This window comes from Pseudoalteromonas arctica A 37-1-2, from assembly GCF_000238395.3.
Lineage (GTDB): Bacteria > Pseudomonadota > Gammaproteobacteria > Enterobacterales > Alteromonadaceae > Pseudoalteromonas > Pseudoalteromonas arctica.
Window position 1 is genome coordinate 393,419 of sequence record NZ_CP011025.1, and the last position, 14,824, is coordinate 408,242.

At 40.5% G+C, this 14,824-nt stretch carries 10 protein-coding genes; 3 read left to right on the forward strand and 7 right to left on the reverse strand.

Annotation, left to right across the window (positions count from 1 at the left end; genetic code table 11):
• The first annotated feature begins 11 nt into the window (after positions 1–11).
• Complete coding sequence (locus PARC_RS01755) at positions 12–497, forward strand: DUF721 domain-containing protein (RefSeq protein ID WP_010553818.1); 486 nt, start codon at positions 12–14, stop codon at positions 495–497.
• Positions 498–912: 415 nt separating this feature from the next.
• Positions 913–2,988, forward strand: coding sequence for a M13 family metallopeptidase (locus PARC_RS01760; protein ID WP_010553817.1), 2,076 nt, complete (start codon positions 913–915; stop codon positions 2,986–2,988).
• 288 nt (positions 2,989–3,276) lie between these two features.
• Here the strand turns inward: PARC_RS01760 and PARC_RS01765 are convergent, their stop codons facing one another.
• From PARC_RS01765 to PARC_RS01780, 4 genes are all read right to left on the reverse strand, one after another.
• On the reverse strand, positions 3,277–4,344 hold the full coding sequence (locus PARC_RS01765) for a phosphotransferase enzyme family protein (RefSeq protein WP_010553816.1): 1,068 nt from the start codon (positions 4,342–4,344) through the stop codon (positions 3,277–3,279).
• 23 nt (positions 4,345–4,367) lie between these two features.
• A complete protein-coding gene (mutT, locus tag PARC_RS01770; RefSeq protein WP_010553815.1) occupies positions 4,368–4,766 on the reverse strand; it encodes an 8-oxo-dGTP diphosphatase MutT in 399 nt (132 codons plus the stop codon).
• A 68-nt stretch (positions 4,767–4,834) separates the two neighbouring features.
• On the reverse strand, positions 4,835–7,549 hold the full coding sequence (secA, locus tag PARC_RS01775) for a preprotein translocase subunit SecA (protein ID WP_010553814.1): 2,715 nt from the start codon (positions 7,547–7,549) through the stop codon (positions 4,835–4,837).
• 371 nt (positions 7,550–7,920) lie between these two features.
• The gene (locus PARC_RS01780) at positions 7,921–9,948 is read right to left on the reverse strand and encodes a methyl-accepting chemotaxis protein (RefSeq protein WP_033012730.1); all 2,028 of its coding nucleotides are present in this window, start codon (positions 9,946–9,948) and stop codon (positions 7,921–7,923) included.
• A gap of 116 nt (positions 9,949–10,064) precedes the next feature.
• On the opposite strand from PARC_RS01780, the gene PARC_RS01785 reads away from it, so the two are divergent.
• Positions 10,065–10,835: a Rossmann-fold NAD(P)-binding domain-containing protein gene (locus PARC_RS01785; RefSeq protein WP_010553812.1), complete on the forward strand. Its 771-nt coding sequence runs from the start codon at positions 10,065–10,067 to the stop codon at positions 10,833–10,835.
• On the opposite strand, the gene hutH is transcribed toward PARC_RS01785, so the two are convergent.
• The 3 genes from hutH to hutC all read right to left on the reverse strand — a co-directional run bounded on the left by hutH (position 10,832) and on the right by hutC (position 14,817).
• Positions 10,832–12,367 carry a histidine ammonia-lyase gene (gene hutH / locus PARC_RS01790; protein WP_010553811.1) on the reverse strand — a complete coding sequence of 512 codons (1,536 nt, stop codon included), beginning with the start codon at positions 12,365–12,367 and terminating at the stop codon, positions 10,832–10,834. The genes PARC_RS01785 and hutH overlap by 4 nt on opposite strands.
• 2 nt (positions 12,368–12,369) lie before the next feature.
• The gene (gene hutU / locus PARC_RS01795) at positions 12,370–14,043 is read right to left on the reverse strand and encodes a urocanate hydratase (RefSeq protein ID WP_010553810.1); all 1,674 of its coding nucleotides are present in this window, start codon (positions 14,041–14,043) and stop codon (positions 12,370–12,372) included.
• A gap of 66 nt (positions 14,044–14,109) precedes the next feature.
• Positions 14,110–14,817 carry a histidine utilization transcriptional repressor HutC gene (gene hutC / locus PARC_RS01800; RefSeq protein WP_007582045.1) on the reverse strand — a complete coding sequence of 236 codons (708 nt, stop codon included), beginning with the start codon at positions 14,815–14,817 and terminating at the stop codon, positions 14,110–14,112.
• Positions 14,818–14,824 lie beyond the last annotated feature (7 nt).

Here is a 14,824-nt window from a genome sequence, read left to right on the forward strand (position 1 = left end):
CGAGGTGTAAAATGGCTAAAGATAGATATGCACCAAAACCGCTAACCGATATTATGGCGGGGTTAAATAATCGTTTATCAGCTTATGCAGGCAAAAGCCAAGCACTTGATACACAGCAAACCCTATTAAAAGATTTTTTGGGTCCTAAGTTGGGTGATAAATGCCGAGTCAGTAATTACCGAGACGGCACGCTAATGATAGAGGCGGTATCTGCACCTATCGCGCTTAGGCTTAATTATTTAAAAATGGATATGCTTTCACATTTTAGAGCTGCCGGAATGGCAGAGCTCGGGCAAATAAAAATAACTGCAAATCCTCAAGCAACTCAGAGATTAAGTACAGCGAATAAGTCGGGCAGTCCTGCAGTTACCAACTCACGTAAAATGAGTGAGCAAACAGCTGATTACTTAAACGCGATAGCATCTTCTGCACCCCCTTCTTTAAAAGAAAAACTAGAGCGTTTAGCGCTTCACGGAAAAAATAAAAGTAAGTATTAACTACTCACCATCTTGTTATTGGTGGGGCTAATTTGGCAGCTCACCGCATTCAAAATACTTTGTTACATATTCCATTTTATTGTTGGCTTAATGAGGTTTATGATACTGCGTGGGCTTTATATTGATCGAAAGCTCTTTGATACCCATTCCATTAAGTAAAAGCGTGTAGGCAGTGCTATTTTTACTCCTGCTATATTCAAGAATTTAATGGAGTTGGTATGTGATACCAACCTGCATAAGTCTTTGATCAATTTAACGAATTAAATTGCACTATAACGTCGTTAAAAATTTTTTATTTAGAGCAACTAGATACAAAAACTTTTGCCTGGTTCTAGCGTAATTTTCTTAACGTTAAATAGACCCCATATATAAGCAGATTGGTATGATTCAATTCTAACTAACAAACGGAATAATTATGAATAAAGTAACAATGGCTGCTGCAAGTATCGCACTTGCGCTTGGCTTGGTAGGTTGTGGTGAAAAACAACAAGAAACAAAAGTAACCGACACTCCAGTAGTAACAGCACCCGCTGAAAAACCACTAGAGCTTGGTATTGAATTAGCTAATATGGATAGTTCAGTACGCGCACAAGACGATTTTTACTACCATGTAAATGGTCAGTGGTTAGCTAAAACTGAAATACCAGGTGATAAATCTAACTACGGTTCTTTTTCGCAGTTATATGATGAGTCGCAAAAAGCGATGAAAATAGCCCTTGAAAGTGCAGCCGCAAACAAAGCCGCTAAAAAAGGCAGTGATGAGTACAAAATTGGTGCATTTTATAAAAGCTATATGAATAAAGATGCGCGTAATGAGCTAGGTATTACGCCATTACAACCGTCATTAGATACAATTGATAGCGTTAAATCTAAAGCTGATTTAGTGGGTTTAATGGCTAAAATTCAAAAACAAGGCGGTACTTTACCGTTTGGTTGGTTTGTAAATAACGATGCTAAAAATTCAAGTGAGTATGCATTGTATTTATCTCAGTCGGGTCTTGGTTTACCTGATCGTGACTATTACTTAAAAGATGACGAAAAATTCACTAAAATTCGCGCTTCTTACGAACAATACATCACTGATGTTTTAGCAAAGTCAGGCGTTAAAAATGCAGCAGAAGCAGCTAAGAGCGTACTTGCATTTGAAAAAACACTAGCTGATGCTCAGTGGAGCCGTGTGCAAAGCCGTGATGCAACTAAATCTTATAACAAGATGACAGTAGCAGATGCAAGCAAGTTGATGGGTGACCTTGATTTAGCTGCATTCTTTAAAGATGCAGGCGTGAGTGCAAGTGACATTATTGTACGTCAACCAAGCTACTTAGAAGCACTTGCTACTATTTACAAAGACACTGATTTAGCGACGTGGAAAAACTACTTAAAATTTCATTTTGTAAGTGGTTATGCAGAGCTACTTAGTGAAGATTTAGTTAACCTTAACTTTGACTTTTACAGCACAACACTTCGTGGCGTAGAAGAACAAGCACCTCTTTGGAAGCAAGCGGTTGATGCATCTAACAGTGTACTTGGTGAAATTTTAGGTAAGGTATACGTTAAAGATAACTTCCCGCCAGAAGCTAAAGCACGCATGGAAGAATTAGTTGATAACGTAATTAAAGGTTACGGTGTTGCTATTGAAAATCTTGAGTGGATGAGCCCTGAAACAAAGCTTGCAGCGAAAGAAAAACTAGACAAATTTACGCCTAAAATTGGTTACCCAGACACGTGGAAAGATTACTCAGAGCTGGATATTAACTCAGATGAGCTAGTAGGTAACTACATTCGTTATAGCGAATGGGCATACGCAGACATGATTGCTAAATTGGGTAAACCAGTTGATCGCTCTGAGTGGCACATGACTCCGCAAACAGTAAATGCGTATTACAATCCAGTAAACAACGAAATTGTATTTCCAGCAGCTATTTTACAACCGCCATTCTTTAATTTAGAAGCGGATGATGCTGTAAACTACGGCGCAATTGGTGCAGTAATTGGGCATGAGCTTGGTCATGGTTTTGACGACCAAGGTGCTAAATATGACGGTGATGGCAACTTACGTAACTGGTGGAGTGAGACTGACCTTAAGCAATTTGAAGAGCGTACAGCGGCTTTAGTTGCACAGTATAACGAATATAAACCGTTTGAAGATGCAAGTGTTAATGGCGAGCTAACGCTTGGCGAAAACATTGGTGACTTAGGTGGCTTAACGGTTGCGCATAAAGCGTATATGCTGTCTTTAGGTGATAAAAAATCACCAGTGATTGATGGTTACACAGGCGATCAACGCTTCTTTATGGGTTGGTCACAAATTTGGCGTCGTAACTATCGCGATGAAGAGTTACGTAATCGTTTATTAACAGACCCTCATTCACCAAGTCACTACCGTGTAATCGGTATCTTGTCGAATATGCCTGAGTTTTACGAAGCGTTTGACGTAAAAGAAGGTGATAAAATGTATATCAAACCAGAAGATCGCGTAAAAATTTGGTAATTTACTAAATAGACCGATTTAAAGTTAATAAAAAACCAGTAAGTTTTTAGCTTACTGGTTTTTTTGTATCTTGAATTTGTAAATAACCTAAACTATGGGTAATAAAACTATCTCAAGCAGCTATTTTCAGCGCTAACTGCGTTGAATTTACTTGCAATAGGCCAGCTATTGACGCGTAAATTCGCCTTGTTTTCACTAAAAATCTCTGGCTAGAGAAAATAAATTTAAATATCACCATGATTCAATACGTTAATAAATCTCTTAACCAGAGTTCAGGTTAAATAAGCTTTAGCTCATTAAGCATTGGTGCATCCATTTTTCGTTACTGAGTATGTTTTTATAAAGCGCGAGTTGGTTTTGTGCTCGCTCTAAATTATGCTCTGCATGAGCCACTTTAAAGTACACATCGTTATTTAAGTAATCAGTTAAAAAGCGCACACTTAACATGAGCGGCATTATTTTAGCGCCTAACAGCAGGCTTTCTTGTTCTTTTGTACTCATGCTACTTTTTAATGGCGTTACATAGCCTTTAACAATGGCTGAAAATATGTCTTTTCGAATAATAACGTTGTGTAAGTTTGTTGAATCCTCGGCTTCGGGGGAGCAGAAAGTGCGTACCATGTCGCCAAAATCATAAAGCCTAAATCCCGCCATGCAGGTATCTAAATCAATCACTGCTTTTGCTTTGTGAGTTGCACTACAAAACAGCATATTATTTATTTTTGTATCGTTATGACACACTCTAAGTGGTATCTGCTTAGCTATGCTATTAAGCTCGGTGATTAAATGTTGCTGCGATAAGCAATATTCTATTTCGTCAGCGCAGTGCTTTACTCTATTTACAGAGTTATTTGTGATTGCGGTATTTAATTGCTCAAAGCGCATCGCTAAGTTATGAAAATCAGGAATTACAGTATGTAGTTGTTGTGTATCAAAATCTTGTAATGCATGAGCAAACACGCCAAAGGCGTAAGCCGCTTGCTCGCTCTGTTGCGCATTTTTAACAACGTCTTCGCTGTAACTGTCACTAATATAGCTAAGGACGCGATAATGCGCGCTATCAATTTCTATTAAGTGTTCGTTGTTTTGTATGGCTATATGTTTAACTGTTTCAAGGGGGTAGTTGCTTTGTAGTTGTTTGGTATTTAAATGCTGCTCAATTAGCTTTGCATTACTTACTAACTGAGCAGGGTATTTAAATACCTCAGTATTAAGTTTTTGCACAATAAACTGTTTATCAATACACGTAAGTAGCCATGTACTATTTATATGGCCGCTACCAATCACACTAACTTGAGTTAACTCAGGATTTAATGCTAATTGTTCGCTTAGCTTATTTTGTATTGAGATGTTCATTGTGCTCACTTGTACCTAGTTTGTTATGCGTATCGAGCTACTATTTTCTCGATAATTTCAGCATTAGCTTCAGGAAAATCATAATTTTCTAATTCACTAATTGCTACCCATTCACTAGGTTGCCCTTCAGCGCCATGTGCTTCACCGCTAAAGTTACTTACTACGTGTACATCTAATTTAACGCATTTATCGCCGTAGTCATGTTCAATCACCATAAGTTGGCTAGAGCTGTGAATCGTTAATCCAACTTCTTCAGTAAGCTCGCGTTTAAGTGCAACAAAAACACTTTCACCTGCTTCTACTTTGCCACCAGGAAATTCCCATAAACCGCCTTGATGTTGTTCATCTGCGCGTTTACAAATGAATATAGCGTTATTTTTCTTAATAACACCAACAGCTACATGTACAATTTCTATAGTCATTACTTTAAAACTCCATAAAAAAAAGCGACGCTAGCGCCGCTTTTTAATAAGCTAATAACAATATTGGGCTATTTTAATTTACCGCAACATTGTTTGAATTTTTGACCTGATTTACAAGGACAAGGGTCATTACGACCTACTTTTGGTTCTGTACGAGCCATTACAGTAGCTGTTTCTGGTGCTGGCGCTTCGCCACCTACTTGCTCAGCTTCTTCATGTTGGTATTCGCGAGGAGCATTTTCACTTTTACGGTGTTGCTCTTCTACTTTTTCAACATCTTCTTCTGCGCGTACTTGTACTTTACTTAGGATGCTTACAACATCTACTTTCAAGTTTTCAAGCATTTCAGAAAACAGCTCAAACGACTCACGCTTATACTCTTGCTTAGGATTCTTTTGCGCGTAACCACGTAAATGAATACCTTGACGTAAGTGATCCATAGCAGCAAGGTGATCTTTCCAATGCTGATCAAGACTTTGTAGCATAATCGCTTTTTCGAATTGACGTAAAACAGAATCGCCAACTTGCTCTTCTTTTTGCTTGTACGACTGCTCAACCGCCTGCTCAATACGCTCACGAAGTTTTTCTTCGTATAGTTTATTGTCATCTGCTAACCACTGAGTAATTGGTAATTCAATTAAGAAGTCTTGTTTTAAACGTTCTTCAAGGCCAGGAATATCCCACATTTCAGCAAGGCTTTGTGGTGCAATGTATTGATCAATTACACTAGCAAGAACATCACCACGAATTGCTGTGATAGTTTCTGAAATATCGCCTTCTTCAAGTAGCTCATTACGTTGAGAGTAAACAACGCGACGTTGATCGTTTGCTACATCATCGTATTCAAGTAGTTGCTTACGAACATCAAAGTTACGTGCTTCTACTTTTCGCTGTGCATTTTCAATCGCACGGTTTACCCATGGATGTTCAATTGCTTCACCGCGTTGCATACCTAGTTTACGCATCATGTTAGTCATGCGTTCACCAGCGAAGATACGCATTAGTGCATCGTCCATCGATAAGTAAAAACGGCTAGAACCGGCGTCACCTTGACGACCAGAACGACCACGTAATTGGTTATCTATACGACGAGATTCGTGACGTTCAGTACCAATGATATGTAAACCGCCAGCATCAATTACCGCATCATGGCGAATTTTCCAAGCTGCTTTAATTTCAGCAATTTGCTCAGCAGTTGGGTTCTCAAGTTTTTCAACTTCACTGTTCCAGTTACCACCTAACACGATATCGGTACCACGACCGGCCATGTTGGTTGCAATTGTTACTGTACCTGGTAGGCCAGCATCTGAAACGATATCTGCTTCTTGCGCATGAAATTTGGCATTAAGTACGTTGTGCTTAATTTTTTCTTTGCGTAAAAACTGCGATAAATACTCAGAGCTTTCAATTGAAATAGTACCTACAAGTACCGGTTGTCCGCGGTCTTGACAGTCTTTAATGTCAATTAAAATTGCTTCGTATTTTTCTTCTTGTGTTAGGTAAACTAAGTCGGCGCGATCATCACGAACCATTGGCTTATTAGTTGGCATAACAACAGTATCTAGGCCGTAGATAGATTGAAACTCAAAAGCTTCAGTATCGGCAGTACCTGTCATACCTGCTAATGTTTCGTATAAACGGAAGTAGTTTTGGAACGTAATAGATGCAAGTGTTTGGTTTTCGTTCTGAATATTTACACCTTCTTTAGCTTCAACAGCTTGGTGTAAACCTTCTGACCAACGACGACCTTCCATTGAACGACCAGTATGCTCATCGATAATGATTACTTCGTTTTCTTTTACTACGTAATCAACATCTTTTTGGTATAGCTTGTGGGCACGAAGGGCGGCATAAACGTGACTTAGTAGCGTAATGCTTGCTGCTGAGTAAAGCGAATCGCCTTCTTCAATTAAGCCGCGTTCGGTAAGTAGCTCTTCTACTTTAATTTGACCACGTTCTGTTAAATGAACTTGCTTAGACTTTTCATCAATAGTGTAATCGCCGTCGCCTTCAACACCTTCTTCGTCTTCTTTTTCTTGAAGTTCAAGTAAAGGAACGATGGTATTTATTTCAGTGTATAGCTCAGAGCTGTCCTCAGCTGGGCCTGAAATAATAAGCGGAGTACGCGCTTCATCAATTAAGATTGAATCCACTTCATCGACTACGGCATAAAATAATGGACGCTGAACACGTTCATCAATGCTAAAAGCCATATTATCGCGAAGGTAGTCAAAACCAAATTCGTTATTTGTACCGTACGTAATGTCAGCAGTATAAGCTAGCTTCTTCTGCTGTGGCATCATACCCGGTACGTTACAGCCTACAGTAAGGCCTAAAAATTCAAATAACGCACGGTTGGTTTCAGCATCACGTTTAGCAAGGTAGTCATTCACAGTAATTACGTGAACACCTTTGCCTGTTAAGCCGTTTAAATAAGCTGGTAGGGTAGCTGTTAGTGTTTTACCTTCACCGGTACGCATTTCTGCAATGCGACCTTGATGTAAAACCATACCACCTAATAACTGCACGTCGAAATGACGCATGCCATTTACACGCTTTGACGCTTCACGTACCACAGCAAAAGCTTCAGGTAGGATATCGTCAAGGCCTTGTCCGTTATCGTAACGTTCTCTAAACTCAGCTGTTTTAGCTCTTAAATCTTCATCAGAAAGCGCTTCAAGTTGCGTTTCTAGCGCATTGATTAGCGCGACCGTCTTTCTTAAGTTTTTAATAGTGCGGTCATTGCGACTACCAAAAAGCTTGGTAAATAAATTAGATATCATGATAAAACCGTTACAATGTATTCTTTGTCAGCCGAGTATCGGCTAACCCATTTTTAACAATTGGTAATTAATATGTGCTTTTAAATAACACTTAGAACATATTAATTAGCAATATTGTATTAAACCGCTCAAAAAGCACTGTTTATTACGTGCGCTACTATACCAGACTCTGCCAAACAACAAACTATCTCAATAAAAAGATCTGTGTATAAAATCGAAAAATTTGATCTGGTTCGTAAAAATAACTTTGTATTACTCAATTACAGTAAAAATAGTAGCGAACTGTAAAGATATGGTGCTAAATAAATTAAAAACAAGGGTTATAGCTGCGCTTAAGTTTGACGCTTAAACACAGCTATTAAATGAGTGTTTTATAATTTAAATTGGTTAACCGTTTTGTTAAGTGCCGCAGCTAGATCACTTAAGTCACGAGCTTCGTCAGCGAGGGTGTGCGCATGGTCAGCGGTACTGTTCACTAAGTTATTAATTGCCGAAAGGCTCGTATTAATATCTTCAGCAACGACTGTTTGCTCCTCAGTTGACGTGGCTATTTGATGACTTTGGTCTTGTACTTTAGTGACCGACTGCGCAATATTGTGAAGTGAGCTAAGTACTTCTTTAGTTTGCAGTACTGAGCCCTCGGTTTGATCTTGTCCTTGTTGCATCATCACTGAGGCCTGTTGAGCTATTTGCTGCAAGCGCGAAATCATATTACGAATATCGTCAGTTGATTCTTGTGTGCGACTTGCTAGTGAGCGTACTTCATCAGCAACAACGGCAAAGCCTCGACCGTGTTCACCGGCACGAGCTGCCTCTATAGCCGCATTAAGTGCAAGTAAGTTGGTTTGATCGGCTATTGAATTAATTACATCGACTAATGCGCCAATATTATTACTTTCTTGCTCAAGGCCTGCTACCACTTTAGATGCTTCGCCAATATGCAACGCCAGTTCAGTCATTACTTTTTGCGCCTGTGTAGAACGGCTTGCACCTTCAGCTGTAATTGCCTGAACTTCTTCAGCTGCGTTATTTGTATGTTGTGCATTACGTGATATTTCAAGCACAGTAGTCGCCATTTCAGTTACCGCAGCGCTGACGCTATCAACTTGCTGCTTCTCTTGCTGAATTTCAGAATTAGTTTGCTCAGAAACATGTCTTAGCTGAGCTGCTGCATTACTTAGCTGTTCTGCTTGCGCTGCGGTTTCTAGCATCATGGCGCGTAACTTATCAATAAAAGTGTTCATATGATTGGCCAGCTGTCCCACTTCATCTTGGCTATTAATATCAATTTTTTGAGTAAGGTCGCCTTCACCCGATGCTATATCACGCATAATGTGCGTAAGTGTTGTGATGGGTTTTGAAATCATATGGGTAGCCCATAAAATCATGGCTAATATAATAATTAAGATAATAACTACTGCAGTTGTTGTTGCGGTTACTGCGGCATTTACGGGCTCTTCAATCATGCTAGTAGGAATAAGTAGACCTACATACCAATCTATATAAGGCTGATCTAGCTGTAAGCGATGGTAAACCACATAAAACTGCTCACCTTTAAAAGTAACCATTTGGCTGCCTTTAAGGTTATTTCGCATTTGTGTATTTAATTCTTTAAAGCCTGCTGTATCTGTAAATTGTTGCTCAAGCGCATCGAGTCCTTCTTTACCGTTTGCACCTTCATCTGTAATTGAAAGTTTGTGTCCAGTGGCTTTTGAAAAGTGAACTACTTTTTGATTTCCATCGAGTAAAAATCCATAACCTTGGCCGTTAAAGCGAATATTTTCGACCATGTCGTTAATTTTGTTTAGTTGTAAATCAACACCGCCCATACCAATGAGTTTACGCTGTGCATTATAAACAGGTTGTTGTACTACTGCAGATGCTACGCCTGTGGTTAAATCAACAGAGATTGGACCTACGTAAAGTTTGTTAACTTGCATGGCTTCTTGCCACCAACCACGCTTGTAGGCGTAATAAGGCTGGCCGTTGTAGTGACTTGTACGTTCATTTTCTTTAAAGTATTCACCGGTGGTTGCTGAGGCAAAAAAGGCCGATAAGATGTTTTCGTCGTTTGAGCTTAAACGCACAAAGTCTTGGTTTACTTCGTTGTAACCTGACGCGCTTTCGAGTGCTTGATCGCGAGTATCCCAATTTTCAAAAAAATTGATCAAATGTGGGTTATTAACAAAGGTTGATACCATTTTACCGTACATCGCAAAGTAACTTTGCATTGAAAGTTGCTCGGTCTGTAGATAACTTTGTGCTTCGTTTTCTATGTTTTCTCTAGAGAGATTAGCAATGTGTTTAACAAAAAATGTTGAGGCGATAATTAGTAAAACGGTAATTGTTCCACCAATCAATAATAATATTTTCTTCCGTAATGATAAATTATTTAGCATGAGTGCGCATATTTTTATTATTTATGAAATTATATCTAATCATATCTTACTTAAAATCTCTATAAAGTTAGATAGAAAGAACTAATTATGCGTTTAAAATAAAGGCTTATACAAAAATGACAAATAAAAGTAATAAATTAGTAGTATTAGGTGCAGGTTGGTTAGGGCATGCTTTATGCGTAAGTGCGCAAAAAACTGATTGGCAAGTACAAGGAACGCATAGAACAGATATACACGAGTTTGATTTTGAGCGTCAGTTTACACTTGAAGATGGGCAATTAAGACATCAAGTTGATTTACAAAATGCTTATTGGGTATGTGCTATTCCACCACGTAGCAGGCACAGTGAAAGTAATTATCCTGAAACACTCACCGCAGCGCTTAAGCTCTCAAAGGAGTTAAACGCAAAGGGCTTTTTATTATGCTCGTCAACCGGGGTATACGATCAAGAGCCTGGTGTATATAGCGAAAGTTGCGATATTTCATGCACAAACGAGCGCCAAATAAAGCTCTATGAGGCAGAAGAGCAAGTACTTGAGCAAGACGGGAAAGTGCTGCGTTTAGCTGGATTACTAGGGCCTAATAGAGAACCGGGTCGTTTTGTGGCAGGCAAAGAGCTCAATACATCAAGTGAGCAAGTAGTAAATATGGTGCATCAACAAGATGTAATTAATGCTATTTTTGCGGTGATAGAACACTGGCAAGTAGGGCAAAATATTTATAATGTTGTTAATCCTGCGCACCCAACAAAAGCTGAATACTATGCAGTGAAGTGTGCAGAACATGGTGGCGAGTTACCACGCTTTACCAGTGATGATAAAGCTGAGCGCAAAGTTATTGGCTCAGCTATTGAAGCGCTAGGCTTTACTTACCAATATGGTATTTAATATGCTGAAGGCAGGGGACTGCTCTCTATGAAGTCGCATAGCTTACCTTCACTTAGTAATGTATTAGCAGCTTCGATATCGGGAGCAAAGTAGCGGTCTTTATCATAATAACTCACATGCTCGCGTAACAACGCTTTAGCGCTTTGCACTTTATGTGATGGTTCAAGCGGCTTTCTAAATTCTAGCCCTTGAACCGATGCTAACCATTCTATTGCCAAAACACCTTGGGTATTATTGGCCATTTCATCTAAGCGCCTTGCTGCAAAGGTTGCCATAGAAACATGATCTTCTTGATTTGCAGATGTAGGCAAGCTATCGACCGAAGCCGGATGCGCTAATGATTTGTTTTCTGACGCAAGCGCTGCTGCGGTAACTTGGGCAATCATAAATCCTGAATTTACACCGCCGTTTTCAACTAAAAATGGCGGTAATTTGGATAGGTTTGAATCGATAAGTAATGCAATTCGCCTTTCTGCTAATGCACCAATTTCGGCAATTGCGATAGCTAAGTTATCGGCGGCCATTGCAACTGGCTCTGCATGAAAGTTACCTCCCGATATTATGTCGCCTACATCGGCAAAAACTAGCGGATTATCGGTTACACCGTTCGACTCGCATAGCAACACTTCTGCAGCTTGGCGTATCTGAGTTAGGCAAGCACCTAGCACTTGAGGTTGGCAGCGAAGGCAGTATGGATCTTGTACTTTTTCACAATTGACGTGGGAATCACTAATTTGAGAGTGCGTATCGAGTAGCTCTCTAAATACTTGAGCGGTGTCTATTTGTCCGCGCTGACCACGAATATCATGAATACGTGCATCAAATGGCGCGCGACTGCCCATTGCAGCTTCTATGCTTATCGAGCCGATAACGCAGCTTTGTGCATATAAGTTCTCGCTTCTAAATAGGCCTTGTAGTGCAAACGCAGTTGACGCTTGTGTGCCATTTAATAATGCTAAGCCTTCTTTAGCTGCAAGGGTAAGAGGTTCAAGCCCCGCTATTTTTAACCCTTGTGCTGCGCTAATTATTTTTCCTTTATGTCGCATTTGACCTTCAGCTAATAAAGGTAGGCACATATGCGCAAGAGGGGCTAAATCCCCCGATGCCCCCACGGAGCCCTTTTTAGGCACGCACGGATATACTTCGCTACTAAGCAGCTGCATAAAAAATTGGATTACTTGCAGGCGAATACCCGAGTAGCCGCGCGAAAGCGAGTTTACTTTTAAGGTGATCATTAACCTTACTGTGCTGTCATCCATGTATTCGCCAATGCCAGCAGCGTGTGAAAGCACAATGGAGCGCTGTAATAATTCAAGTTCGTCGTCGGCTATTTTGGTATTAGCTAATAACCCAAAGCCGGTGTTAATTCCGTATACAGTGCGGTGCTCATTAATAACGTTTTGAACGGTTTGTGCGCTGGCAGCTATTTGTGATTCAGCATGCTGTACAAGGCTTAACTTTACTGGTGAATTATTAATTTTTCTCAGTGTGTTTAAATTAAGTGAGCCTGGAGTGAGAGTCAGTTCGAACATGATTATTCCTTGTCTAACATTGGTAGGTCTAAATTTTGTTCTTTAGCGCAGTTCTTTGCTATGTCGTATCCAGCATCAGCGTGGCGCATTACACCCGTTGCAGGGTCGTTCCAAAGTACGCGAGCAATACACTCTTTAGCTTCATTTGTACCATCGGCAACAATAACCACACCAGAGTGCTGACTAAACCCCATACCTACACCGCCACCATGATGAAGAGACACCCAAGTAGCGCCACTTGCCGTATTAAGCAGTGCATTGAGTAATGGCCAGTCCGATACCGCATCTGAGCCATCTTTCATGCTTTCTGTTTCGCGGTTAGGGCTGGCAACTGAGCCAGAGTCGAGGTGGTCACGACCAATAACGATAGGGGCTTTAAGTTCGCCATTTTTAACCATTTCATTAAAGGCCAGTGCAAGGCGCGCTCTATCTTTTAGCCCAACCCAGCAAATACGTGCAGGTAGCCCTTGAAATTGAATGCGTTCCCGCGCCATATCAAGCCAGTTATGCAAATGTGCATCATCAGGAATAAGCTCTTTTACTTTAGCGTCGGTTTTATAAATATCTTCAGGATCGCCCGATAATGCTACCCATCTAAATGGTCCAATACCTTCACAAAATAAAGGGCGAATATAGGCGGGTACAAATCCAGGGAAATCAAACGCGTTGGTAACACCTTCATCAAACGCCATTTGACGAATATTATTTCCGTAATCAGTAGTGGCGGCACCCGCTTTTTGCAGCGCCAGCATGGCTCTAACTTGGACTGCCATTGATTGTTTAGCCGCTTTTACTACCGCTTTTGGATCTTGCTCACGCATTTTTGCTGCGTGCTCCATTGTCCAGTTTTGTGGTAAGTAACCATTTAATGGATCGTGAGCTGATGTTTGATCTGTGACTACATCAGGTGTAATACCTGTTTTAACCAGTGTACTAAATACATCGGCAGCGTTACCAAGTAAGCCAACTGATAGGGCTTCACCTTTTATGCACGCGTCGGTTATTAATTGCAGTGCGTGTTCAAGGTTCGTTGCTTTTACATCAACGTAGCCTGTTTTTATACGAAAATCGATACGGCTTTCATCACATTCAACAACTAGCGCACTAAACCCTGCCATTGTAGCGGCAAGTGGTTGCGCACCGCCCATACCACCAAGGCCACCCGTTAATACCCACTTGCCTTTAGCACTGCCTGAAAAATGTTGCTTTGCCATGGCTATAAAGGTCTCGTAAGTACCTTGTACAATGCCTTGCGAGCCAATATAAATCCAAGAACCCGCTGTCATTTGTCCGTACATCATCAAGCCTTTTTTATCGAGCTCGTTAAAGTGCTCCCAATTTGCCCAGTGTGGAACAAGGTTTGAGTTGGCAATAAGTACACGAGGGGCATTACTGTGGGTTTTAAATACACCAACGGGTTTTCCTGATTGTACAAGCAGAGTTTCGTCGCTTTCGAGTCTATCGAGGGTTTCTATAATTTTGTCATAACTTGGCCAATCACGAGCTGCTCGGCCAATACCACCATATACAACAAGTGCATGAGGATGTTCTGCAACTTCAGGGTCTAAATTATTCATTAGCATGCGCTTAGCAGCTTCAGTTTGCCAGCTTTTAGCACTTATTTTATCGCCATGAGGTGCACGTATTACGCGACTTGTGTCGAGTCGGTTGTTCATGTTTTGCTCCTGTTGTATATACAAGGTGATTTGTTATAAAAAAAGCGCAGTAAGCGCTATTGTTTGTTATTTTTTAAATGTTAAGTGACCACCTAAGCGATATTTACTGCCTGGTGATACAAGGCGCGCAAAGCTTACGATGCCGTTAATAGACCATGTGCGTCGAATAACTTGTAAGCACGGCTCTTCGTTGTATAAGTTTAACCATTGGCACATTTCGCTGTTTGGCATAATAGCCTCTACGGTATGCCTCGCTTGGGTAAGTGGTGCAACACTAGATAGATATTCATGAGGTGTAAGCGTGCTAAAGTCTTGTTGTAAGTAACCAGCCGCAAGTGCAGGGTTTACAAAACGCTCTTCTAGCTGCAAGGGGCTGTCGTTTTCGTTATGAACGAGTACACTTCGATATACAACACTGTCAATCTCAACACCAAGCGCAATGGCAATAGGTGCGACTGCATTTATTGATTCAAGTATGAGTACACTACAGGTGTAGTTGCCGTTACGCTCTTTTACTTCATCAGCAATGTTTTTTATTTCGAGTAACGATGACTGCGATTTAAATGTGGCTACAAATGTACCAAGCCCTTGGCTGCGGGTTAAAATACCTGCCTCGGTTAATTCGCTTAGTGCTCGGCGGGCTGTCATTCTGCTGACACTAAATTGACTACTTAGTTCGTTTTCAGAGGGAACACGTTGGTTTTCTTGCCACGTACCGCTGCGAATTTTATCAACAATGAATTGTTTTATTTGCGCAAATTTAGGTGTCGTCATTAAATTT